Origin of the sequence: Rhodococcus sp. UNC23MFCrub1.1 (genome assembly GCF_000686025.1) — a bacterium.
Classification (GTDB): Bacteria; Actinomycetota; Actinomycetes; order Mycobacteriales; family Mycobacteriaceae; genus Rhodococcoides.
On record NZ_JMLQ01000003.1, the window covers coordinates 40,349 to 63,840 of the forward strand.

At 68.5% G+C, this 23,492-nt stretch carries 23 protein-coding genes; 20 read left to right on the top strand and 3 right to left on the bottom strand.

Translation table 11 applies throughout. From position 1 onward, the window contains the following. The first annotated feature begins 2 nt into the window (after nucleotides 1-2). From ftsY to BR07_RS0108135, 6 genes are all read left to right on the top strand, one after another. Nucleotides 3-1,403, top strand: a complete 1,401-nt coding sequence (gene ftsY / locus BR07_RS0108110; RefSeq protein ID WP_027505007.1) for a signal recognition particle-docking protein FtsY — start codon at nucleotides 3-5, stop codon at nucleotides 1,401-1,403. A gap of 222 nt (nucleotides 1,404-1,625) precedes the next feature. Next, nucleotides 1,626-2,987, top strand: a complete 1,362-nt coding sequence (locus BR07_RS0108115; protein WP_027505008.1) for an ammonium transporter — start codon at nucleotides 1,626-1,628, stop codon at nucleotides 2,985-2,987. Between the two features lie 3 nt (nucleotides 2,988-2,990). Beyond that, the gene (locus BR07_RS0108120; protein ID WP_027505009.1) at nucleotides 2,991-3,329 is read left to right on the top strand and encodes a P-II family nitrogen regulator; all 339 of its coding nucleotides are present in this window, start codon (nucleotides 2,991-2,993) and stop codon (nucleotides 3,327-3,329) included. A gap of 57 nt (nucleotides 3,330-3,386) precedes the next feature. After that, nucleotides 3,387-5,873 (top strand): [protein-PII] uridylyltransferase, encoded by a 2,487-nt coding sequence (locus tag BR07_RS0108125; protein ID WP_051613187.1) that lies wholly within the window; start codon nucleotides 3,387-3,389, stop codon nucleotides 5,871-5,873. Between the two features lie 91 nt (nucleotides 5,874-5,964). Beyond that, nucleotides 5,965-7,533, top strand: coding sequence for a signal recognition particle protein (ffh, locus tag BR07_RS0108130; protein WP_027505011.1), 1,569 nt, complete (start codon nucleotides 5,965-5,967; stop codon nucleotides 7,531-7,533). Between the two features lie 31 nt (nucleotides 7,534-7,564). Beyond that, nucleotides 7,565-8,629 (top strand): amidohydrolase family protein, encoded by a 1,065-nt coding sequence (locus tag BR07_RS0108135; protein WP_027505012.1) that lies wholly within the window; start codon nucleotides 7,565-7,567, stop codon nucleotides 8,627-8,629. 16 nt (nucleotides 8,630-8,645) lie between these two features. On the opposite strand, the gene BR07_RS0108140 is transcribed toward BR07_RS0108135, so the two are convergent. Both BR07_RS0108140 and BR07_RS0108145 read right to left on the bottom strand, forming a co-directional pair. Beyond that, complete coding sequence (locus BR07_RS0108140) at nucleotides 8,646-9,323, bottom strand: response regulator (protein ID WP_027505013.1); 678 nt, start codon at nucleotides 9,321-9,323, stop codon at nucleotides 8,646-8,648. Between the two features lie 42 nt (nucleotides 9,324-9,365). Continuing rightward, entirely contained in the window at nucleotides 9,366-10,991 is a 1,626-nt protein-coding gene (locus BR07_RS0108145) for a sensor histidine kinase (protein ID WP_197027765.1), read from the bottom strand. 106 nt (nucleotides 10,992-11,097) lie between these two features. Between BR07_RS0108145 and BR07_RS0108150 the strand changes: the two genes are divergently transcribed. The 8 genes from BR07_RS0108150 to trmD all read left to right on the top strand — a co-directional run bounded on the left by BR07_RS0108150 (nucleotide 11,098) and on the right by trmD (nucleotide 16,666). Continuing rightward, entirely contained in the window at nucleotides 11,098-12,066 is a 969-nt protein-coding gene (locus BR07_RS0108150; RefSeq protein ID WP_027505015.1) for a Bug family tripartite tricarboxylate transporter substrate binding protein, read from the top strand. Then, complete coding sequence (locus tag BR07_RS0108155) at nucleotides 12,063-12,590, top strand: tripartite tricarboxylate transporter TctB family protein (RefSeq protein WP_269320092.1); 528 nt, start codon at nucleotides 12,063-12,065, stop codon at nucleotides 12,588-12,590. The genes BR07_RS0108150 and BR07_RS0108155 overlap by 4 nt, the downstream gene beginning before the upstream one ends. Next, entirely contained in the window at nucleotides 12,590-14,113 is a 1,524-nt protein-coding gene (locus tag BR07_RS23835; RefSeq protein WP_051613188.1) for a tripartite tricarboxylate transporter permease, read from the top strand. Before BR07_RS0108155 ends, BR07_RS23835 begins: the two co-directional genes overlap by 1 nt. Beyond that, nucleotides 14,110-14,499, top strand: a complete 390-nt coding sequence (locus BR07_RS0108165) for a universal stress protein (protein WP_027505017.1) — start codon at nucleotides 14,110-14,112, stop codon at nucleotides 14,497-14,499. Before BR07_RS23835 ends, BR07_RS0108165 begins: the two co-directional genes overlap by 4 nt. A gap of 216 nt (nucleotides 14,500-14,715) precedes the next feature. Then, nucleotides 14,716-15,177: a 30S ribosomal protein S16 gene (gene rpsP, locus BR07_RS0108170; RefSeq protein ID WP_027505018.1), complete on the top strand. Its 462-nt coding sequence runs from the start codon at nucleotides 14,716-14,718 to the stop codon at nucleotides 15,175-15,177. Nucleotides 15,178-15,186: 9 nt separating this feature from the next. Then, complete coding sequence (locus tag BR07_RS0108175) at nucleotides 15,187-15,429, top strand: RNA-binding protein (protein WP_027505019.1); 243 nt, start codon at nucleotides 15,187-15,189, stop codon at nucleotides 15,427-15,429. Nucleotides 15,430-15,437: 8 nt separating this feature from the next. Further along, entirely contained in the window at nucleotides 15,438-15,983 is a 546-nt protein-coding gene (gene rimM / locus BR07_RS0108180; RefSeq protein WP_027505020.1) for a ribosome maturation factor RimM, read from the top strand. A 2-nt stretch (nucleotides 15,984-15,985) separates the two neighbouring features. Continuing rightward, nucleotides 15,986-16,666 carry a tRNA (guanosine(37)-N1)-methyltransferase TrmD gene (trmD, locus tag BR07_RS0108185; protein WP_027505021.1) on the top strand — a complete coding sequence of 227 codons (681 nt, stop codon included), beginning with the start codon at nucleotides 15,986-15,988 and terminating at the stop codon, nucleotides 16,664-16,666. A gap of 9 nt (nucleotides 16,667-16,675) precedes the next feature. On the opposite strand, the gene BR07_RS0108190 is transcribed toward trmD, so the two are convergent. After that, nucleotides 16,676-17,632, bottom strand: a complete 957-nt coding sequence (locus BR07_RS0108190) for a serine hydrolase (protein WP_231476263.1) — start codon at nucleotides 17,630-17,632, stop codon at nucleotides 16,676-16,678. A gap of 122 nt (nucleotides 17,633-17,754) precedes the next feature. On the opposite strand from BR07_RS0108190, the gene BR07_RS0108195 reads away from it, so the two are divergent. The 6 genes from BR07_RS0108195 (at nucleotide 17,755) to BR07_RS0108220 (ending at nucleotide 23,468) form a co-directional block, all read left to right on the top strand. After that, nucleotides 17,755-20,076, top strand: a complete 2,322-nt coding sequence (locus BR07_RS0108195; RefSeq protein ID WP_027505023.1) for a Tex family protein — start codon at nucleotides 17,755-17,757, stop codon at nucleotides 20,074-20,076. Nucleotides 20,077-20,141: 65 nt separating this feature from the next. Continuing rightward, nucleotides 20,142-20,999: a hypothetical protein gene (locus BR07_RS23840; RefSeq protein WP_037185285.1), complete on the top strand. Its 858-nt coding sequence runs from the start codon at nucleotides 20,142-20,144 to the stop codon at nucleotides 20,997-20,999. 191 nt (nucleotides 21,000-21,190) lie between these two features. Then, on the top strand, nucleotides 21,191-21,532 hold the full coding sequence (rplS, locus tag BR07_RS0108205; RefSeq protein WP_027505024.1) for a 50S ribosomal protein L19: 342 nt from the start codon (nucleotides 21,191-21,193) through the stop codon (nucleotides 21,530-21,532). Between the two features lie 112 nt (nucleotides 21,533-21,644). Then, nucleotides 21,645-22,400 (top strand): signal peptidase I, encoded by a 756-nt coding sequence (gene lepB, locus BR07_RS0108210; RefSeq protein WP_027505025.1) that lies wholly within the window; start codon nucleotides 21,645-21,647, stop codon nucleotides 22,398-22,400. A gap of 11 nt (nucleotides 22,401-22,411) precedes the next feature. Next, complete coding sequence (locus BR07_RS23845) at nucleotides 22,412-23,155, top strand: ribonuclease HII (RefSeq protein WP_051613189.1); 744 nt, start codon at nucleotides 22,412-22,414, stop codon at nucleotides 23,153-23,155. 7 nt (nucleotides 23,156-23,162) lie between these two features. Beyond that, entirely contained in the window at nucleotides 23,163-23,468 is a 306-nt protein-coding gene (locus tag BR07_RS0108220) for a DUF2469 domain-containing protein (protein WP_027505026.1), read from the top strand. The last annotated feature ends 24 nt before the right edge of the window (nucleotides 23,469-23,492 follow it).

Consider the following 23,492-nt stretch of genomic DNA (forward strand, 5'->3'; position numbering starts at 1 on the left):
GGATGGTCGACGTGACTACCGAACTGTGGATCGTCGTGGCGGCCGTCCTCGCACTGCTCGTCGTCGTTCTCGTCGTCGGGTTGGTGTTACAGCGTCGTCGCCGCATCTCCCTGGCCCGTCCGGACACCACCGAGCAGGTCCGCGAGGTCGACCGATCGGGTGGCTACAAGGCCGGGACCGGATTCGACTTCTCGCAGGGCACGGCGGCTCCGCCCACGCCGGCGCCCCGGAAACCGATCCCCGAACCCACCCTCGAGCGCACCGACACCGACGATCAGCCGCGGGTCGGTGACGACGCGTCGGTTCCTCGCGACGCACCCAAGCGGGGCATCACCGACATCTCGCTGCCGGACCCGGTGCTCGACGAGCCCGCTCCGGCCACGGAGGCACCGCCTGTCGAGACCCCGCCCGTGGTCGTCCCTCCGGTGGAGGAGGAGACGCCCGCAGAACCGGCGAGCTCCGCTCCGGTGCTCGACGAGATCGAGCCCACGTCGGGCCGCCTCACCAAACTGCGCGGTCGACTGTCTCGATCGCAGAACGCCGTGGGCCGGTCGTTGCTCGGACTGCTCGGTGGCGGCGACCTCGACGAGGACTCGTGGGAGGAGGTCGAGGACACCCTCCTCGTCGCCGACCTGGGGAGTGCGGCGACCGCCGAGATCGTCGCGACGCTGCGTGAACAGATGGCCGTGCGCAACGTGCGGACGGAGCCCGAGGCCCGCGCCCTGCTGCGAGAGGTGCTGATCGAGCAGCTCACCCCGTCGTTCGACCGCTCGATCCGTGCGCTGCCGCACGGTGACCGGCCGTCGGTCCTGCTCGTCGTCGGCGTCAACGGCACCGGCAAGACCACGACGACCGGCAAGCTCGCCCGCGTCCTGGTGGCGGACGGTCGTCGGGTCGTGCTGGGCGCGGCCGACACCTTCCGCGCCGCGGCGGCCGACCAGCTGCAGACGTGGGCCGAGCGCGTGGGCGCCGAGGTGGTGCGCGGCAAGGAGGGCGCCGATCCGGCCGCCGTCGCGTTCGACGCCGTGACGCGCGGGATCGCCGACGGAGTCGATGCCGTGCTCATCGACACGGCGGGCCGACTGCACACCAAGACCGGACTGATGGACGAGCTGGGCAAGGTCAAGCGCGTCATCGAGAAGAAGGCGCCTGTCGACGACGTCCTGCTCGTGCTCGACGCGACCATCGGTCAGAACGGTCTCGCGCAGGCCCGGGTCTTCGCTCAGGTCGTCGACATCACCGGCGTCGTGCTGACCAAGCTGGACGGCACCGCCAAGGGCGGCATCGTGTTCCAGGTGCAGCGTGAACTCGGTGTCCCGGTGAAGCTCGTGGGCCTCGGTGAGGGCGCCGACGACCTCGCTCCGTTCGAGCCCGGCGCGTTCGTCGACGCTCTTCTCGGCTGACCGCGAGCTCCGCTCGGGCCGCCGAGAATTCGACTCTCGTCGAGTCCTCGGCGGCCGAATCGGGTGAAAAGACCGAGACGCAACACGGTCGCAACATGATTCGGCTGTGCGTTCACACCGACGAAACACCGCAGTGTCGTCGCCGAAACGTCGAGTGAGCACCCTTCTCCTCAGGTCGTCAGCCGCCATCGGCTGGGGCGAGGAAGAAGGAGGAGGCTCAAGGTGGATTTTCCCACTATCGGTGCGCCCGACACCGGTGACACCGCATGGATGCTGACAAGCGCGGCATTCGTGTTGCTCATGGTTCCGGGTCTTGCGTTCTTCTACGGCGGCATGGTCCGCGCGAAGAGCGTGCTGAACATGATCATGATGAGCATCAGCGCGATGGGCGTCGTCGGCGTTCTCTGGGTGCTGTACGGCTACTCGGTCACCTTCGGCGAGGACAAGGGCAACCTGATCGGTGACCCGTTCCAGTACTTCGGGCTCAAGGGCCTGATCGGCGGAACGTACCTCGCCTCCGAGGACGAGGCCGGTGTGCTCACCGATGCCGCGATCCCGCTCGTCGGCACCATTCCCGCGACCGTGTTCGTCTCCTTCCAGGCCATGTTCGCGATCCTGACGGTCGCGCTGATCTCCGGCGCTGTCGCGGACCGCATGCGCTTCGGACCGTGGCTGCTGTTCGCCGGACTGTGGGCGACCCTCGTCTACTTCCCGGTCGCGCACTGGGTCTTCTCCTTCGACGAGGTCACCACCACGACCGGTGGCTGGATCGCCAACAAGCTCGCGGCGGTCGACTTCGCCGGCGGTACCGCCGTCCACATCAACGCGGGTGCCGCGGGTCTGGTGCTCGCCGTCATCCTGGGCAAGCGCAAGGGATGGCCGGGCACTCCGTTCCGCCCCCACAACCTGCCGTTCGTCATGCTGGGTGCCGGCCTCCTCTGGTTCGGTTGGTTCGGCTTCAACGCCGGTTCCGCCGTCGGCTCCAACGGCATCGCCGGTGCCACCTTCGTCACCACCATCGCGGCCACGGCCGCAGCCATGCTGGCCTGGCTCCTCACGGAGCGCATCCGTGACGGGCACGCGACGAGTCTCGGTGGTGCGTCGGGCATCGTCGCCGGACTCGTGGCCATCACCCCGGCCTGCTCCTCGGTCAACATCCTCGGTGCACTCGTCATCGGCGTCGTCGCCGGTGTGCTCTGCGCACTGGCCGTCGGCCTGAAGTTCAAGTTCGGTTTCGACGACTCGCTCGACGTCGTCGGCGTCCACCTCGTCGGCGGTCTGGTGGGCACGCTGCTCGTCGGACTGGTCGCCACCTCCGAGGCGCCGGCCGGTGTCGAGGGGCTGTTCTACGGCGGCGGATTCGACCAGCTGTGGCGTCAGGCAGTCGGTGCCGGTGCGGTGCTGCTCTACTCTCTGGTGGGTACGACCATCGTCGCGCTCATCGTCAAGTACACCGTGGGCCTCCGGATCGACGACGATGGTGAATCCATGGGAGCCGACGAATCGGAACATGCCGAGACCGCCTACGACTTTGCGGCACTCGGTGGGTCAACACTGGGACGCGTTCCCAGCAAGGAGGCGTGAGACATGAAGTTGATCACTGCAATCGTCAAGCCGTTCACTCTCGAGGACGTCAAGACGGCTCTCGAGCAGGCAGGCGTTCTCGGTATGACCGTGAGCGAGGTACAGGGGTACGGCCGACAGAAGGGCCACACCGAGGTCTACCGCGGTGCCGAGTACTCCGTGGACTTCGTTCCCAAGGTTCGCGTCGAGGTCGTCGTGGACGATGCGGCCGTGGACAAGGTCGTCGAGGTGATCGTCGAGGCAGCCCGTACCGGCAAGATCGGTGACGGCAAGGTCTGGGTCTCGCCCGTGGAGGCCGTCGTGCGCGTGCGCACCGGCGAGCGTGGCTCCGACGCTCTGTAGTTCCCGTCGGTCCGGCCGCGGATCCGCCTCGTTCGACGGGGCGGATCCGCGGCCGATCTGTTTCTCGGCGACACGACACCAGAAGGAGTGAGCCCCGTGGGAGGTTCCGAAGCAGCGGCGGATCTCGTCCGAGCGCGCGAGCAACTGCTCGCGGGCCAGGGCCGGAATCGACGACTGGACGCGACGGCGCTGCGCCAGGCGCTCGTCGATCTGCACGAGTTCTGGCTGACCACCAAGGGTTCCGAGGTGGGTATCAAGCCGGACAGCGGATTCGCCATCGTCGCCGTCGGCGGGTTGGGTCGCCGCGAGATGCTGCCGTACTCGGACCTGGACCTGGTGCTGTTGCACGACGATCTCGATCCCGCGCTCGTCAGCGGTGTGGCCGACCAACTCTGGTACCCGCTGTGGGACGCGCACATCAAGCTCGATCACAGTGTCCGCACGGTTCCGCAGGCTCTGGACGTCGCCGCCCACGACATGACCGCGGCCCTCGGTCTGCTCGACGCCCGACACATCGTGGGCGACGCCGAACTCAGTTCGATGTTGATCGACGGGATACGGCGTCAGTGGCGCATCGGGATCCGCGATCGGTTCGACGAATTACACGCGCTGACCCGCACTCGCTGGGGGCGTAGCGGCGAGATCGCCCACCGGGCCGAGCCCGATCTCAAGAGTGGACGCGGCGGACTGCGCGACGTGCAGCTGCTCGACGCGCTCTCCATCGCGCAGCTCACCGACGCGATGCCGGGCCTCGGGCCCGAATCACCGGGCGGTGGACTGGATTTCGCTCACCGACGGATCCTCGACGTCCGTACCGAGCTGCACCGGGTGGCGGGCCGTGCCCGTGATCAGCTGCGAGCGCAGGACGCGGACGAGATCGCCGCCGCGCTCCGTATCGGCGATCGGTTCGATCTCGCACGCGTACTGAGTGATTCGGCGCGCACCATCGTCTACTCGACGGACGTGGGCCTGCGTACCGCCGGGAATGCCATACCGCGACGCGGACTCTCGCGGCTCCGCCGGGCACCGGTGCGTCGGCCCCTGGACGAGGGGGTCGTCGAGCACGCCGGCGAGGTGGTGCTGGCGCGGGACGCCCGCCCCAACAAGGATCCGGGACTGATCATGCGTGTCGCAGCGGCCTCCGCGGTGACAGGGATGCCGATGTCCGCGTCGACCCTGGGCCGGCTGTCCGACAGTGCACCGGAACTGCGCGAGCCGTGGCCGAAGGAGGCACTGAACGACCTGCTGGTGGTCCTCGGATCCGGCCGCCGCGCCATCGACGCGATCGAGGCTCTGGACCGGACGGGCCTGTGGGGGCGTCTGCTTCCCGAGTGGGGGGCGGTGCGCGACCTGCCGCCGCGCGACGCCGTGCACACCTGGACCGTGGATCGCCATCTCGTCGAGACCGCCGCGCACGCGAGCGGTTTCACCACCCGGGTCGCGAGGCCCGACCTGCTGGTCCTCGGGGCACTGCTGCACGACATCGGCAAGGGCCGCGGGGGAGACCACAGCATCGTCGGCGCGGATCTGGCCACGCAGGTGGGCAAGCGGCTCGGTCTGTGGCCGTCGGACGTCCGGCTGCTCGAGGCGATGGTGCGCCACCATCTGCTCCTGCCGGACACCGCGACCCGACGCGACCTGGACGATCCCGCGACGGTGCAGCGGGTGGTCGACGCGCTGGACGGCGATCCGATCCTGCTCGAACTCCTGCACGCGCTGGCCGAGGCGGACTCGCTCGCGACGGGACCCGGTGTCTGGGGGGACTGGAAGTCCTCGCTCATCGGTGAGCTCGTGCGGCGCTGCCGCATGATCATGGCCGGTGAATCACTGCCGACGCCCGATCCGATCGACGCGGCGCTCGCGGCCCGCGCCGCCGAGGGCGGAGTCGACGTCGATCTGCAGCCGTCGGACAGTCCGCACACGTTCGAGGTGACGGTGACCGCGCCGGACAGGCTCGGCCTGCTGTCCAACGCGTCGGGCGTGCTCGCTCTGGCCGCGCTGCGGGTACTGTCCGCGTCCGTGGTCAGCGCGAACGGGTTCGCGATCAACCGCTTCGTCGTCACGCCCACCTTCGGGGCGCCGCCCCAGCCCGGCCTGCTGCGCCAGGAGCTCATCCGGGCACTCGACGGGGACCTCGACCTGCTCGCGCAACTCGACCTCAAGGAGGCCGGGGCACGGATCGCCGCCTCGGACGGCGAACTCGGAACGCTCGACTCGTCGGAGGTGCTGCTGTACGCGCAGGCGCCGCCGCGGGTGCTGTGGTTCGACGGTCCGGACGGCGACTCCGTGATCGTGGAGGTCCGCGCCGAGGATCGGCTCGGGCTGCTGTGCCGGCTCTCGTCCGTCTTCGAGAAGCACGGTGCCGACGTGCGCTGGGCCAAGGTCACCACCCGCGGATCCTCGGTGGTGGACGCGTTCTGCGTCGACACCAGCGGGGCGTCGGAGGGCGGCGCCGGATCGCGGGCACAGCGCGAGGAGCTCGAACGCGCGCTGCTGGCCGTCGTCCCCGCCCTGCGTCCGAAGGAGCCCGAGTCGGACGACTGAGGTACGCGTCGGGCCGGGCCACCGCCGGGTCGATCGACCGTTAGTCTGGTCGACGGAGTCTTCACTTCTCTCGCGATGTTCAGGAGTATCGGTGTTCGAATCACTGTCCGACAGATTGACCGGAAGCCTCAAGGATCTGAGAGGCAAGGGTCGGCTCTCGGGCGCCGACATCGATGCGGTGTGCCGCGAGATCCGCCTGGCACTGCTCGACGCCGACGTCGCGCTGCCGGTCGTGCGCGCTTTCATCACTCGGATCAAGGAGCGCGCGAAGGGCGCCGAGGTCTCCGCTGCTCTCAACCCCGCGCAGCAGGTCGTCAAGATCGTCAACGACGAGCTCGTCGGCATCCTCGGTGGCGAGACCCGGCGGGTGGAGTTCGCGAAGAACCCGCCGACCGTCATCATGCTGGCCGGTCTGCAGGGCTCCGGTAAGACGACACTCGCCGGCAAGCTCGCCAAGTGGCTCAAGGACCAGAACCACACCCCGCTCCTCGTGGCCTGCGACCTCCAGCGCCCCGGTGCGGTGAGTCAGCTCCAGATCGTCGGCGAGCGTGCGGGCGCCGCCGTCTTCGCGCCGCATCCGGGCACGTCGATCGGCGGCGGCGAGAATGCCCTCGGCGTGACCGCGGCCGATCCGGTGGAGGTCGCTCGCGCCGGTATCGCGGAGGCCAGGGCCAAGCAGTACGACGTCGTCATCGTCGACACCGCGGGCCGTCTCGGTATCGACACCGAGCTCATGGGCCAGGCCGCCGGTATCCGCGACGCGACGAACCCCGACGAGATCCTGTTCGTGCTCGACGCGATGATCGGCCAGGACGCCGTCAGCACGGCGCAGGCCTTCCAGGACGGTGTCGGCTTCACCGGCGTCGTGCTGACCAAGCTCGACGGCGACGCCCGCGGTGGCGCCGCGCTGAGCGTCCGCGAGGTCACCGGTCGACCGATCATGTTCGCGTCGACGGGCGAGAAGCTCGAGGACTTCGAGATCTTCCACCCGGATCGCATGGCGAGCCGCATCCTCGGCATGGGCGACCTGCTCAGCCTCATCGAGCAGGCCGAGACCGTCTTCGACGCGAAGCAGGCGGAGGACACCGCCGCGAAGATCGGGTCCGGCCAGTTGACGCTCGAGGACTTCCTCGAGCAGATGATGGCGATCCGCAAGATGGGACCGATCGGCAACCTGCTCGGCATGCTGCCCGGTGCCGGTCAGATGAAGGACGCCCTCGCGTCGGTGGACGACAAGCAGCTCGACCGCGTGCAGGCCATCATCCGCGGTATGACACCCGCCGAGCGGGCCGATCCGAAGATGATCAACGCCTCCCGTCGTCTGCGCATCGCCAACGGTTCCGGTGTGAAGGTCTCCGACGTCAACCAGCTCGTCGACCGCTTCTTCGAGGCCCGCAAGATGATGGCGTCGATGGCCGGCCGCATGGGCATGCCCGGCGCGCGCAAGCAGGTTCAGCGCAGCAACAAGAAGGGCAAGAAGGGGAAGAAGGGCGGTCGCGGACCCACACCGCCGAAGGGCGTGCGGGGAGGCTTCCCCGGTATGCCGGGCGGAATGCCCGCGGGGATGCCCGATCTGTCCTCGATGCCGAAGGGCCTCGACCAGCTTCCGCCGGGCCTCGAGGGCATCGACCTGTCGCAGCTGAAGCTCCCCAAGAAGTAGGGCGGAGCACGCGGTGCGCATCTCGCCGAGTCTGCATCTGCGCGGCGTCGTGCTGCCCGGCCACGACGAGGTGGACGTCTGGGTGCGAGACGGCCTCGTCTCACTGGATCCGGTTCCCGGTGCCACCACGGTGGCGCGGGGCGGCTGGATCGTTCCGGGTCTCGTCGACGCGCACTGCCATGTCGGTATCACGTACGGCGGCGGGCACGAGGATCACGACGGCACCGTCGCGCAGGCCACCACCGAGCGCGAGGTGGGTGCGCTGCTGCTGCGTGACGCGGGATCGCCCGTCGACACCCGCGCTCTGGACGACCACGAGGATCTGCCGCGCATCATCCGTGCGGGTCGGCACATCGCGATGCCCAAGCGCTACATTCCCGGCCTCGCCGTCGATCTCGAGGACGAGTCGCAACTGCCCGAGGCCGTGGCTCAGCAGGCGCGCCTCGGCGACGGGTGGGTCAAGCTGGTCGGCGACTGGATCGACCGCGAGGTCGGCGACCTCGCACCCTTGTGGGACGACGGGGTCCTGCGCCGGGCCATCGACGCCGCCCACGCCGAGGGCGCCCGGGTCACTGCGCACGTCTTCGGCGAGGACGCGCTGCCCGGGCTGATCGGTGCCGGCATCGACTGCATCGAACACGGCACCGGCCTGACCGACGAGACCATCGAGATGATGGTCGAGCACGGAACCGCACTGGTGCCCACGCTCATCAACATCGAGACCTTTCCGTCGATCGCCGACTCGGCCACCCGCTATCCGCGCTACGCCGATCACATGCGCGACCTGCACGCCCGAGTGGCGGACACGGTGGGGCGCGCGCACGACGCCGGAGTCCCGATCTACGCGGGCACCGACGCGGGCGGCAGCATCGAGCACGGGCGGGTGGCCGACGAGGTGGCGGCGCTGGTGGGCGTGGGCCTGTCGCCGACCGACGCCCTGGGTGCGGCCAGTTGGACGGCGCGGCGGTGGCTCGGGCGTGCGGGCATCGAGCACGGCGCACCCGCGGATCTGGTGTTCTACTCCACGGACCCACGAACCGGGCCGGACGTGCTGTCGGCGCCGGACGTGGTGGTCTTGCGCGGCCGGATCTGGTGACCGGCGGCTCCGATGGTCAGCGTGCTCGGTAGCGGCGTTCCGGGCGCCCCGCCCGGCCGTACTGCAGACGGACGTCCAGCACGCCGCAGGCCAGATAGTGTTCGAGGTACCGGCGCGCGCTGACTCGCGAGATGCCGACCGCTTCGGCGCATTCCGTGGCCGACAGCTCGGCTCCTCCGGTCATCTGCCCGAGTACCACGCCGCCGGTCTCCGGCGACAGACCCTTGGGCAGCCGGGCGGCGTCCGAGGTCGACTGGTCCGGCCGCGCTGCGGCACCGAACAGCGAATCGACGAGTGACTGATCAGCCTGCCCGGAGGACAGGGCATCGAAGCGCGCGGCGAAGGCGTCCAGCTTGTCGCGCAGCTGCGGATACTCGAAGGGTTTGATCAGGTAGTCCGCGGCGCCGCCGCTCAAGGCATCCGCGACGGTGTCGAGTTCCCGTGCGGCGGTGATCATGATGACGCCGACGGGATTCTTCTCGGCCCGCAAGGTACGGAGCACGTCGAGTCCCGAGACGTCGGGCAGGTGCACGTCGAGAAGGACGAGGTCCGGGGTCAACTCCGTGATGCTGGTCCGGGCTGCCGCCGCGGAGTGCGCGACACCGACCGCCGTGAAGCCAGGTGTGTGGTCGACGAAGCGGCGGTGGATGTCCGCCACCATGAAGTCGTCGTCCACCACCAGCACCGTGGGCACTCGGGGTACGTCCTCTCTCGTCGGGTCGGGAATGTGCAGAACCTAACCGAGCGGCATGCGGACGCGGAAACGGGCACCGCCGGAATCTGCGTCCTCGATGGTCGCGGTGCCGCCGTGCTGCACGCTGACCAAGCGGACGAGCGCGAGACCGATGCCGCGTCCGCCGGGAACGTCCGTCTTGGACGTCACGCCCCGCGAGAAGATCAACTCGCGCATCTGCGGGGGAACTCCGGGGCCGGAGTCGACGACCTCGACACACAGTTCCGGATCGTCACGGACGAGCACGGTGATGGAGCGATCGCCGTGGTCGCGGGAGACGTCGAGCGCGTTGTCCACGAGGTTGCCGAGGACGGTGATGACGTCCGTCGACAGCGCCGGATCGAGCGCACCCAGATCCGACTCCGGATCCAACACGAGCCGCACCCCGGCCTCGGCGGCGAGCGACGTCTTCGCGATGAGCAGTGCCGCCACCGCCGGGTCGTGGACGTGCGCCGTGATCGAATCGCTGATCTCCGCGCGGCGGCGGGTGAGCGTGCCCACCAACCGGGTCACGTCGTCGTAGCTGCCCAGCTGTGCCAAGCCGGAGATGGTGTGCAGCTGGTTCGCGAATTCGTGGGTCTGGGCGCGCAGGGTGTCGGTCACACTCTTGTGCGACGTCAGTTGGCTCTGCATCGAGGCGAGTTCGGTGCTGTCACGCATTGTGGTCACGGTGCCGATGTGCTGCCCGCGGTTCTCCGCACGGCGACTGGTGGCACTGCGGCGATTGAGGGCCAGGACCCGCGTCGAGGTGGTGACGACGACGTCCTCGACGTCACCGTCGGACAGAAGTACCTCGCGTATCCCGGCGTCGATGTCGACCTCGGCGACGTGACTCCCGACGACGCTCGGCTGTAGATCCAGCAGGGCGCACGCGCTGTCGTTGATCATCGTGATCCGGCCGTCGTTGCCGACGGCGATGACGCCTTCACGGATGCTGTGCAGCAACGCTTCTCGGTGGTCGGCAAGGCTCGCGATCTCGGTGGTCTCGAGCCCGAGAGTGTGGCGACGGATGCGCCGGGAGAGCAGCCACGATCCCGCGGCGCCGACGCCGGCGCCTATTCCGAGATAGATCAGGAGGCGAGCACCGGAGTCGGACAACAGCATCCACGTCGAGGGATAGTTCTCCGACACGGTGACCACAGCGATCACACCACCGTCGGTGTCGAGGATCGGCACGTGTCCGGCAATGGAAGGGTGGCCCTCCACGTCGACGTCGCCGTACCAGCCGCGGCCGCCGAAGACGTCGCTGTCACCGAGTTCTGCGGCGGATCCGACGCGGGTCGGATCGGTGGACACCAGAACCTCGCCTTCGGTCGAGACGATCTCGGCCAGGGTGGCTCCGGAGAGAGACACCGCGCGGTCGACGTCCGGCGCGAGCACTTGTTCCACCAGCGGCGCGTTCAGCTGCTCCCGCACGATCGGGGTGGAGGCCAGGCTCTCCGCGACGGACAGCATGCGCCCGCCCTGGATGTCCCGGAACTCGGTGGTCGACTGATGAATCGAGATCGCGGCCACGGCCCCCAACACCACGGCGACGACGGCCAGTTGCAACACGAGGAACTGGCCGGCCAGCGACCTGCCGCGCGCGTGCCGGACCAGGGCGGTCCGGGTCGACCGTCGTGACCACAAAGAACTCAACTTTCCTTGGTAACGAATGGGTGACCTGAATCACTGAAACATCCATGATTGCTCTCGATCACAGTCTTACATCACGATCGAGACGAATCGAGGACCGATGCCGAGAAGGCTGACAGCCGTTCTGGCGCTCGTACTCCTGCTGGCGGGGTGCGGCGTCACGCGGGGCGACGAGGGCGAAGGGCTGCACCGCATCCGCATGATGGTGCCCAACAGCCCCGGCGGCGGATACGACCTGACGGCGCGCACGGCCGTGAAGATCATGGAGGACGACGACATCACCGGTCGTGTCGAGGTGTTCAACGTCATCGGCGCCGGTGGCACTGTCGCCATGGCCCGTCTGATGAACGAGTCGGGTAACGACGACCTCATGATGATGATGGGCCTGGGTGTGGTCGGCGCGGGATACACGAACGGGTCCGCTGCCCGAGTGTCCGACGCGACTCCGCTGGCCAAGGTGGTCGAAGAGCAGGAGGGCATCCTGGTACCCGCCGATTCGCCGTTCACCACGGTGAACGAGCTGGTGGAAGCGTGGCGCGCGAATCCGGGGTCGGTGACGATCGGTGGCGGCTCGTCGCCTGGCGGCCCGGACCACCTGTTCCCGATGGAGACCGCGCAGGCGGTGGGCGTCGATCCCACCGCGGTCAACTACATCTCCTACGACGGCGGCGGCGATCTGCTGACGGCGTTGCTGGGCAACAAGATCACCGCGGGCACGTCGGGTCTGGGGGAGTACGTCGACCAGATCGAGGCGGGCCAGGTCCGGGTTCTCGCCGTCTCGGGAGCGGAGCGCGTTCGCGGGGTCGACGCCCCCACGCTGCGCGAGGCCGGCATCGATCTCGAATTCACCAACTGGCGCGGCATTCTCGCGCCGCCCGGACTCTCCGACGAGGTCCGCGCCGAGATGGTCGAGGCGCTGACAGAGCTGCACGCCACGACGGAATGGAAGGACGCACTGATGACCAACGGCTGGACCGACGCTTTCGAGACGGGACCGGGCTTCGAGCAGTTCCTGCGCGAGCAGGACGAACGGGTCGAGTCGACTCTGACCGAACTGGGGCTGGTGTGACGGCCACGGTGGAACGACCGGACGACGCGGCTGCGCAGAACCGTCCGGACTGGGCGCAGTTCGTCGTCTGCGCGGTCATGCTGGTGGTGGGGATCTTCCTGATCGTCGACGCCCTGTCCCTGACGGCCGAGTTCGCGAAGGTGGACCCGGTGGGCCCCAAGCTGTTCCCGCTCGTCATCGGCGCCGGCCTGCTGGTGTGCTCCGTGCTGCTGGCCATCGCCACCGCGCGCGGCAGCAAGGGCACCCCCGACGACGGTGAGGACATCGACACGTCCACGCCGGCCGACTGGAAGACGGTGGGACTGCTGGTTGCCCTGTTCGTCGCCACGATCGCACTGGTCGACGTTCTCGGCTGGGTGATCATGGGCGCCGTGCTGTTCGGCGGCGCCGCGACGATCCTGGGCAACAGGCATTGGATCCGCAATCTCGGGATCGGTCTGGTGCTCTCGCTCGTCAGCTTCTACGCGTTCTACGTCGGACTCGGGATCCCGCTGTCCGCAGGCATCCTGGACGGAATTCTCTGATGGACAATCTGAACTGGCTCATGGAGGGGTTCTCCCAGGCTGCGACGCCGATGAACCTGCTCTACGCCTGCATCGGTGTGCTTCTCGGCACCGCCGTGGGAGTGCTCCCCGGAATCGGCCCGGCCATGACGGTCGCGCTGCTGCTCCCCATCACCTACAACGTCAGTCCCAGTGCGGCGTTCATCATGTTCGCCGGCATCTACTACGGCGGTATGTACGGCGGTTCGACGACCTCGATCCTGCTCAACACGCCGGGTGAGTCGTCGTCGGTGATCACGGCCATCGAGGGCAACAAGATGGCGAGAGCGGGTCGAGCTGCACAAGCGCTCGCGACCGCTGCCATCGGGTCGTTCATCGCCGGCTCGATCGGCACGATGCTGCTGGTGCTCTTCGCCCCGATGGTCTCTCGGTTCGCCGTATCCCTGGGTGCGCCGTCCTATCTGGCCATCATGCTGCTGGCCCTCGTCGCCGTGACCGCGGTCCTCGGCTCGTCCAAGCTCCGCGGGTGCATCTCGCTGCTGCTCGGACTGTCCATCGGACTGGTCGGCATCGACTTCCTGACCGGCCAGCCGCGTGCCACATTCGGTATCCCGCAGCTGTCGGACGGCATCGACATCGTCGTGATCGCCGTCGCCGTGTTCGCCCTCGGCGAGGCTCTCTGGGTCGCCGCGCACCTGCGTCGCAAGCCGGCCGAGGTCATTCCCGTCGGGCGTCCATGGATGGGTAGAAGCGACTGGAAGCGGTCGTGGAAGCCCTGGCTGCGCGGAACCGCCTACGGCTTCCCGTTCGGTGCTCTTCCCGCCGGCGGCGCCGAACTACCGACATTTCTGAGCTACATCACCGAGAAGAAGCTGTCGAAGCATCCCGAGGAATTCGGCAAGGGCGCCATCGAGGGCGTCGCCGGACCCGAGGCCGCCAACAACGCGTCCGCGGCCGGCACCCTGGTCCCGATGCTCTCACTGGGCCTGCCCACCAATGCCACCGCCGCGGTCATGCTCACAGCGTTCGTCTCCTACGGCATCCAGCCCGGCCCTACGCTGTTCGACAAGGAACCGCTGCTGATCTGGACGCTCATCGCCAGCCTCTTCATCGGCAACTTCCTGCTGCTCGTGCTGAACCTGCCGCTCGCGCCGGTGTGGGCCAAGCTCCTGCGTACTCCGCGTCCGTACCTGTACGCCGGCATTCTGTTCTTCGCCGTCCTGGGTGCGTACGCCGTCAACCTGCAGTGGCTCGACCTGGCGATGCTGTTGATCTTCGGCCTGTTGGGGCTGATGATGCGGCGCTTCGGACTCCCCGTGCTCCCGCTGATCATCGGTGTGATCCTCGGACCGCGCATCGAACGTCAGCTCCGCCAGACGCTGCAACTCAACGAAGGCGACTGGAGCGGCATCTTCACCGAGCCCATCGCCGTGGTGGTCTACGCGATCATCGCCGTCCTGTTGATCGCGCCGTTGCTGGCCCGTCTCGTCCGACCCCGTGTGTCCGCCACCGCGGACCGGGAACTTCAGAAGGAGAACGCATGATCGTCGTCGGCTACACCCCGGACAAGTATGGCCGAGCCGCCCTCGAGCACGGCATCGCCGAGGCGAAGGCGCACGGCACCGAGGTGACCGTGGTCAACGCCTCGAAGGGCGATGCGCTGGCCGACCCGCACTTCGCCGACTCCGCGGCGGTGGACCAGTTGCAGAGCACGCTCGAGTCGTCCGGCGTGCCCTTCACCGTCGAGCAGGACACCACCACCGATCCGGTCGAGGCTCTGCTCACCGCGATGGAGAAGCCCGACGCCGACGTCCTGGTCATCGGCATCCGGCACCGCACTCCGGTGGGCAAGCTGTTGATGGGCAGCACCGCGCAGCGGATCCTGCTCACGTGCCCCAAGCCGGTGCTGGCGGTGAAGCCGGAGGACTGACGGGCGGGTCCCCGGGGACGGAAAGGCCGAGGATTATGAGGGGCGGGCAGCGTCTGGCAGAATAAGTCGCTGTTCGCCCGTCTCCGGTTCCGTACCGAGCGGCGGTCACAACACCCATCCACCGCAAAACCGGGTGCGCATGCCGTGCGCATCGCTGAATTGCGCCGTGACCAGCGGTCGCGTCCTGCGACCACATCGAAAGAGGCTTCGTTTCACATGGCAGTCAAGATCAAGCTCACCCGTCTCGGCAAGATCCGCAACCCGCAGTACCGCGTCGTCATCGCCGACGCGCGTACCCGTCGCGGTGGCCGTGCCATCGAGACCGTCGGCAAGTACCACCCGAAGGAAGAGCCGTCGCTGATCGAGATCGATTCCGATCGCGTGCAGCACTGGCTGAGCGTGGGCGCACAGCCCACCGAGCCCGTCGAGGCACTCCTCAAGATCACCGGTGACTGGCAGAAGTTCAAGGGCCTGCCGGGCGCCGAGGGCACGCTCCGCGTCAAGGAGCCGAAGCCGTCCAAGCTGGACCTGTTCAACGCTGCGCTCGCTGCCGCCGACAACGAGCCCGTCGCCGAGGCCACCACGCCGAAGAAGAAGAAGGCCGCCAAGGCCGACGACGCCGAGAGCGCACCGGCAGACGAGACCGCGGACGCCACAGCCGAGTCCACCGAGAAGTAGGACCCACCTGTGAGCACCATGGTCGCCGACGCCGTCGAGCATCTGGTTCGCGGCATCGTGTCCAATCCGGACGACGTTCGTGTCGAGATGATCACCGGTCGCCGTGGCCGGACCGTCGAGGTGCATGTGCACCCCGACGATCTGGGCAAGGTCATCGGCCGTGGCGGTCGTACCGCCACCGCGCTCCGTACCCTCGTCTCGGGTATCGGCGGCCGTGGGATCCGTGTCGACGTCGTCGACACCGATCGCTGATCACCGACGTGGATCTCGTCGTGGGCCGCGTGGCCAAGTCGCACGGCATCAAGGGCGAGGTCGTCGTGGAGGTCCGCACGGACGATCCTGACGAGCGGTTCGCTCCGGGATCCGTTCTGCACGGCCGTGCGCGTCGCGACGACAGCACGACCGACTACACGGTGGAAGCCGCCCGGGAGCATTCCGGGCGGCTTCTGCTGCGTCTGAAGGGAATCGACGATCGCAGTACCGCCGACGCGATGCGCGGCACCCTGTTCGTCGTCGACACCGCGGATCTACCCCCGTCCGACGATCCGGACGAGTTCTACGACCACGAGCTCGAGGGCATGACGGTGCAGTTCGCTCCGGATCACGAGTCGGCGGGCACGGTGATCGGCACGGTCAGCGAGGTGCTGCACTCCGCTGCGGGGGAGTTGCTGTCGATCACGCCGGCCGACGAGAACGTCGGCCGCGAACTGCTCGTACCGTTCGTGTCCGCGATCGTGGTGTCGGTCTCCCGCGAGACGCGGACCGTCGAGATCGACCCGCCCGAAGGGCTTCTGGACGGCGAGTGACCATGCGTATCGACGTGGTGACGATCTTCCCCGAGTACCTCGAGCCCATGCGTACCGCGCTGCTGGGCAAGGCCGTGCAGAACGGTCTGGTGACCCTCGGTGTCCACGACCTCCGGGACTGGACACACGACGTGCACAAGGCGGTCGACGACTCGCCCTACGGCGGCGGCCCCGGCATGGTCATGAAGCCGACGGTGTGGGGAGACGCGTTGGACGACGTCATGCGCGACTCCGACCCGATCCTGGTGGTGCCCACGCCCGCCGGAGTGCCCTTCACCCAGCGCACCGCCGAGAGATGGTCGCGCGAGGATCATCTGGTGTTCGCATGCGGCCGCTACGAGGGCATCGATCAGCGAGTCTTCGACGACGCGGCGACCCGGGTGCGCGTCGAGGAGGTCAGCATCGGGGACTACGTGCTCATCGGCGGCGAGGCCGCGGTGCTGGTGATGACCGAGGCCGTGACGCGGCTGCTGCCCGGCGTCCTGGGCAATCAGCTCTCGCACCAACAGGACTCGTTCTCCGACGGTCTCCTCGAGGGGCCTGGCTACACCCGACCGGCCACGTGGCGCGGCCTGGACGTGCCGCCGGTCCTGTTGTCCGGCAACCACTCCCGCATCGAACAGTGGCGGCGGGAACAGTCGCTCGAGCGTACCGCTCAGCGCCGGCCCGACCTCCTGCCCTGACGCGATCTCTCAGGCGACGACCCCGGTGGGGAACAGAATCTTCAGCGCGCCGGTGACGGTGACGCGCGCGTGCTTGGCGCCGTCGTCGTCCGTCACCGCGGTGTCCGCCGTCGTCTCCGCGCTGCCGCCGTCCGCGCCGTACCAGGGATCCTCCCGCGAGAGCACCGCCACCACGTAGCGTTCTCCGTCGCCGACGAACCCCGTGCTCAGGTGGATCCACCGACCGTCGACGCAGCACATCCAGCCTTGCTTGACCCCGCGGACCGTCTCGCCCGGGAGTGCCCGCGGGATGCCGAAGGTCTGGGGATAGCCGTCTGCCCCCTCGGGGGTGAACGCCTCGAGGTCTCCGACGACGGTCGCCCGGTCCGCCGGGTTCAGTCCGCCGGTGCCGTCGAGGACGGCGTCGTAGTACCGCACCAGGTCTGCCGCGGTGGTCCGGGTGTTCCACCAGATCCCGTCCGCCGACGCGGCTGTGGCGGGCAGGCCGTAGCGGCCGGCGACGCGTGCCACGACGTCGGATCCACCGGCGGCGTCCCACAGGACCTGTGCCGCACTGTCGTCCGACGACGAGAGCATCGGCGCGATGAGGGCACGGGACTCCTCGTCGAGGGCGAACTCGCCGCGCGACGAGCGGTAGAGCAGATCGTCGGCGATGAACAACTTGACCACCGACGCCGTCTCGATCGGATCGTTGTCACCGGAACCCATGTACGTCCCGGTCTCCCGATCGAGGAAGCCGATGGAGAGCGTGGCGCCGCGAGCGGCCGCGCCGTCGAGTGCCTGCTGCAGGCGGCCGGTGAGGTCCGGTGCCATCGGCATCTCGGGTTCGGGGAACTCCGGTGCGACCGGGATCGTCGTCGCCGCCGGCTCGGCCGGCTGCGCGCAGGCCGCCGCCATCGTGGTGGCGAGCGCCACCGCCGCCATCATGGTGGAGGCTCGTCGCAGGCGCGCCGAGAGAGTTGTCACGTGACTACCGTTCTGTCATCGAGTGCCCCCACATTCGAGAGTGGACGTACCGGGCGCGTCGGCGCTCGGAACCCGGGGCGGCACCGTCACTCCACGGTACCGGCGCGGTAGGGTCCATCGCCGTGACGACCGCTGTGAAATCTGTCAATCGCCGGATCGCCGAGGAGCTCGACGTCGCGGAGGAGCGCGTACGCGCCGCCGTGGACCTGCTCGACGGGGGTGCGACGGTGCCGTTCATCGCGCGCTACCGCAAGGAGGTCACGGGCACGCTCGACGACACCCAGCTGCGCACGATCGACGAGCGACTGCGATACCTGCGCGAGCTCGACGAGCGCCGCGCCGCGATTCTCGAGTCCATCCGCTCGCAGGGCAAGCTCGACGACGCGCTCGAGGACTCGATCGTGCTCGCGGACACCAAGGCGCGCCTCGAGGACATCTACCTCCCGTTCAAACCGAAGCGCCGCACCAAGGCGCAGATCGCGCGCGAGGCCGGCCACCAGCCCGTGGCGGACGCCCTGCTGTCCGATCCGACCACCGATCCGACGTCCTTCGACGAGGAGCAGCTCGCCGGTGCGCGCGCGATCCTCGTCGAGCACTTCGCCGAGGACGCCGACCTCGTCGGGTCGCTGCGCGAGCTGATGTGGACCCGTGGCCGGTTGACCAGCGCGGTGCGACCGGGCAAGGAGACGGACGGTGCGAAGTTCTCCGACTACTTCGCGTTTTCCGAGTCCTTCACCTCCGTTCCGTCCCATCGAGTACTGGCAGTCCTGCGCGGGGAGAAGGAGGAGGTGCTCTCCCTCACGATGGATCCGGAGCCGAACACCGACGAACCCGCACCCGGTACCGCGTCGGTGTACGAGACCCGCATCGCGGCGCGCTTCGGTATCGGCGACCACGGCCGTGCGGCCGATCGGTGGCTCCTGGACACGGTGCGATGGGCGTGGCGGACCAAGCTTCTGGTCAGCCTGGGCATCGACACCCGCATGCGCCTGCGGCAGTCCGCGGAGGAGCGCGCGGTCGACGTCTTCGCCTCCAACCTCAAGGACCTGCTGTTGGCTGCGCCCGCCGGCAGTCGCACCACCATGGGCCTCGACCCCGGGTTCCGCACGGGAACCAAGGTCGCGATCGTGGACCCCACCGGCAAGGTCCTCGCGTACGACACCATCTATCCGCACAAGCCCCAGGGCAAGTGGAACGAGGCGCTCGCGACGCTGGCCGCACTGGCGGCGAAGCACCGTGTCGATCTGCTGGCCATCGGCAATGGCACCGCGTCGCGTGAGACCGACGCGCTGGCGGCGGAACTCATCGCGAAGTACCCGGACGCGAACCTGACCAAGGCGATGGTCTCCGAGGCCGGCGCCTCCGTGTACTCCGCGTCCGCCTACGGGTCGCGCGAACTGCCCGATCTCGACGTCTCGATCCGCGGCGCGGTCTCCATCGCCCGTCGTCTGCAGGATCCCCTCGCGGAACTGGTGAAGATCGACCCGAAGTCGATCGGCGTGGGGCAGTACCAGCACGACGTCTCGGAATCCATGTTGGCGCGTTCCCTGGGCGCCGTCGTCGAGGACGCGGTGAACGCGGTCGGCGTCGACGTCAACACCGCCAGTGTGCCTCTGCTCGCGCGCGTCTCCGGCGTGGCCACCACTCTCGCCGAGTCGATCGTCGCGCACCGCGACGAGAACGGCCCCTTCCGATCCCGATCCGCGCTGCAGAAGGTTCCGCGGCTCGGGCCCAAGGCTTTCGAGCAGTGCGCCGGGTTCCTCCGCATCACCGACGGCGACGACCCCCTCGACCGGTCGAGCGTGCACCCCGAGGCGTATCCCGTGGTGCGCCGCATCGTCGACAGGGCCGGCATGGGAGTCCGTGAGGTGATCGGCAACGAGCGGGTGCTGCGGTCCCTGCGCCCGCAGGACTTCGTCGACGACCGGTTCGGACTCCCGACCGTCACCGACATCCTGTCCGAGCTCGAGAAGCCCGGCCGCGATCCGCGTCCGGAGTTCGCCACCGCCACCTTCGCGGCCGGTGTCGAGAAGGTCGCCGACCTCCGACCGGGCATGGTGCTCGAGGGAGTGGTGACCAACGTGGCGGCCTTCGGCGCCTTCGTCGACGTGGGCGTGCACCAGGACGGACTCGTCCACGTCTCGGCGATGTCCGACCGCTTCGTCTCGGACCCGCACGACGTCGTCAAGTCCGGACAGGTCGTGCGCGTGAAGGTCATGGAGGTCGACCTGCCGCGCCAACGGATCGGCCTGTCCCTGCGACTGACCGACGAGATCGGCGGTACGGCAGCGGCATCGGCTCCACGCGGCGGGTCGGGAGGCCAGGGCGCGCGGAACAGGCAGAAGACCGGAGCCGGACCACGCAAGGGAGCGCAGTCCTCGGCACCGGCCGCGGCAACGGGATCGATGGCCGATGCCCTGCGGAAGGCGGGCTTCGGAAAGTAGAGGGTGTCGCGGCGGCGCGGATAGACTTCCTCGTCACAGGACAGGCACGGCAGGAAGGCGCTGCGATGGAGCGGTGGATGCACCACGTCTCCGACGAGGGGCGCATCCCGCTGCTGTTCTTCCTCGTCGGGTTCATCGCCGGGTTCGTCTTCATCCGGTTCAGCGTCCGCATGATCCGCGCGCAGGTGTCCTGGTGGCCGGGCAACGTCACGCCGGGCGGACACCACGTGCATCACGTCGTGTTCGGTGTGGTCGCCATGCTGGTCTCGGGTATCGCGATGATCACCGTGTACGTCGACGGCACCCAGACCACGGGCGCGGCGCTCGCGGCGTTCTTCGGTATCGGTGCGGCACTGGTACTCGACGAGTTCGCGCTCATCTTCTATCTGGAGGACGTGTACTGGGCCGAGCAGGGCCGCACCTCCGTCGACGCGGTCTTCGTCGCCGTGGCCGCCACCGTCATGCTGCTGTTCGGTCTCAAACCGCTCGAGTTCTTCGACGTGGCCGGCTTCCGTGACGATCCCAGCGTCGCGGTGCGGAGCATCATCGTCGTCCTGGCCGCGCTCAACCTCCTCCTCGCCGCGATCGTCCTCGCGAAGGGCAAGATCTGGACCGGGCTCGCCGGCCTGTTCTTCCTGCCGCTGCTCGTGATCGGCGCGATCCGGATCGGCCGGCCGGGGTCACCCTGGGCGCGCTGGCGCTACACCCGACGCCCGCGGCGGATGGAGAAGGCCCTGCGGCGCGAGCGCAACCTGCGCCGTCCCGTCGTCCGCGCGAAGATCTGGATGCAGGACGCCATCGCGGGCACGCCCGACGTCGCGCACGTGCGCGCCGCTGCCGAGGACGAACTCGATCGCATCGTCGTTCCGGCGCCGGCGCCGGGGGAGTCGCGCCCCGATCGCGAATCGGTCGGCGCGGGCTGATCCGGCCGATTTCGTCGGGCACCGGTTCTCTGGCACAATCGTGGGGTTGCCTGACACCGGGCGTGCTACTCGCATGCCCGGCATCCGGTGGACACCTATTCGGAGTACGAACCAGTCGAGCGTCGACGGCATCCGCCGACGGCAGCCGCTCGGGTCCTCTGCTCGAGATCTCGTCACAGCAAGGATGAACCATGAACACCCTGGATTTCCTGGACAAGCAGTCGCTGCGCAGCGACATTCCCGAGTTCCGCCCGGGCGACACACTGAACGTGCACGTGAAGGTCATCGAGGGCTCCAAGGAGCGCGTGCAGATCTTCAAGGGCGTCGTCATTCGGCGTCAGGGTGGCGGCATCCGCGAGACCTTCACGGTCCGCAAGGTGTCCTTCGGCGTCGGCGTGGAGCGCACCTTCCCCGTCCACACCCCGAACATCGCCCAGATCGACGTGCTGACCCGCGGTGACGTGCGTCGCGCGAAGCTGTACTACCTGCGCGAGCTGCGCGGCAAGGCAGCCAAGATCAAGGAGAAGCGCTGATCTTCGGCGTTCCACTCGCTGGACGGCCGGACACAGGGGACTCGTTCCCCGGTGTCGGGCCGTTCTGCGTCCCGGCCGTTCTGCACCGCGGCGCTGCCGCTAATCTTGACCCGTGACGGACGAGCGCGCGGGCGACGACAACGACGAGGCGCGGCGAACCAAGAAGCCACGGTCCTTCTGGCGTGAGCTCCCGATTCTCATCCTGGTCGCCCTGGTGCTCAGCTTCCTCTTGCAGACCTTCGTCGCGAGGGTGTACCTGATCCCCTCGGAATCGATGGAGCCGACCTTGCACGGCTGCACTGGTTGCACCGGTGACCGCATCGTCGTGGAGAAGATCGGGTACCGCTTCGGCGATCCGACGGCCGGTGACGTCGTCGTGTTCCGCGGACCGCCGTCCTGGGACGGCGACTACGTCTCCACGCGGTCGTCCAACGTCGTCGTCCGCGGCGCTCAGGAACTCGGATCCCTCGTCGGCCTGGTCGCACCGGACGAGAACGATCTGGTCAAGCGCGTCATCGCCACCGGCGGTCAGACCGTCGAGTGCTGCGACGAGCAGGGGCGCGTTCTCGTCGACGGCAAGCCGCTCGACGAGCCGTACATCACCATGGACTTCGACTTCGTGCCCGGCACGCTCACGTGCGACACCCCGATCCGTTCCGGGCGGTGCTTCGGGCCCGTCACCGTGCCCGAGGGCAACGTGTGGGTCATGGGTGACAACCGCAGCAACTCCGCCGACTCGCGCTTCCACGTCGCCGACGAACTGCAGGGAACCATCCCGCTGGACAACGTGATCGGCAAGGCGCAGGCCATCGTGCTGCCGCCCGGTCGCTGGGGTCTCATCGACGATCCGGACATCCAGGGGCAGTGAGTTCGGGGCCCATGAAGTCGACCACGCGGCTCTCCCGGACGTCGTGGCCGCCGCGCACCGTCATCCGGCGTGCGGGTGGTATGCGCACCATGGAGTCGGCACTTCTCCGGTCGGGTCTCGGGCCCGTGGCGGGCGTGGACGAAGCGGGTCGTGGCGCCTGTGCGGGCCCACTGGTCATCGCCGCGTGCATCCTGGGCGATCGCGCCCGCGCCGCGCTGGACCTTCTGGACGACTCGAAGAAGTTGAGCGAGAAGACGCGGGAGTCGTTGTTTCCGAAGGTGATCCGCTGGGCGACGGCATACTCGATCGTCACCGTCCCCGCGGCCGAGATCGACCGCATCGGTATCCACGTCGCCAACATCGAGGGCATGCGCCGCGCGGTCGCCGGACTGTCGGTCGACCCCGGGTACGTCCTGACCGACGGTTTTCGGGTGCCCGGGCTTCCCGCGCCGTCACTCCCGGTGATCGGTGGTGACGCCACCGCGGCCTGTATCGCCGCCGCGAGCGTGCTCGCCAAGGTGCATCGCGACCGCATCATGCGCTCACTCGACGGAGACATTCCCGGCTACGACTTCTCCGCACACAAGGGCTACAACACGACGCTGCACACGGACGCCCTCGCCCGTCTCGGGGCGAGCCGGGAGCACCGTCGCTCGTGGTCGAACGTCGCCTGCCTCGAGGATGCCGGCGCCGCACCGACGGTGTCGCCGCAGGAGCGGGGTCGATGGGAACACGAGGGCGCCGATGCGCGATGATGGCGGCATGAGTGCCGAGGATCTCGAGAAGTACGAAACCGAGATGGAACTGTCGCTGTACCGGGAGTACCGCGACATCGTCGGCCAGTTCACCTACGTGGTGGAGACCGAGCGTCGCTTCTATCTCGCGAACTCGGTGGAGATGATCCCGCGGAACGCGGACGGCGAGATCTACTTCGAGGTGCGGATGTCCGATGCGTGGGTGTGGGACATGTACCGACCCGCGCGCTTCGTCAAGCACGTCCGGGTGATCACGTTCAAGGACGTCAACATTGAGGAACTCGACAAGCCGGATCTGCGACTTCCTGAGTGACGGGGACTTCCCGAGTGACGGGGA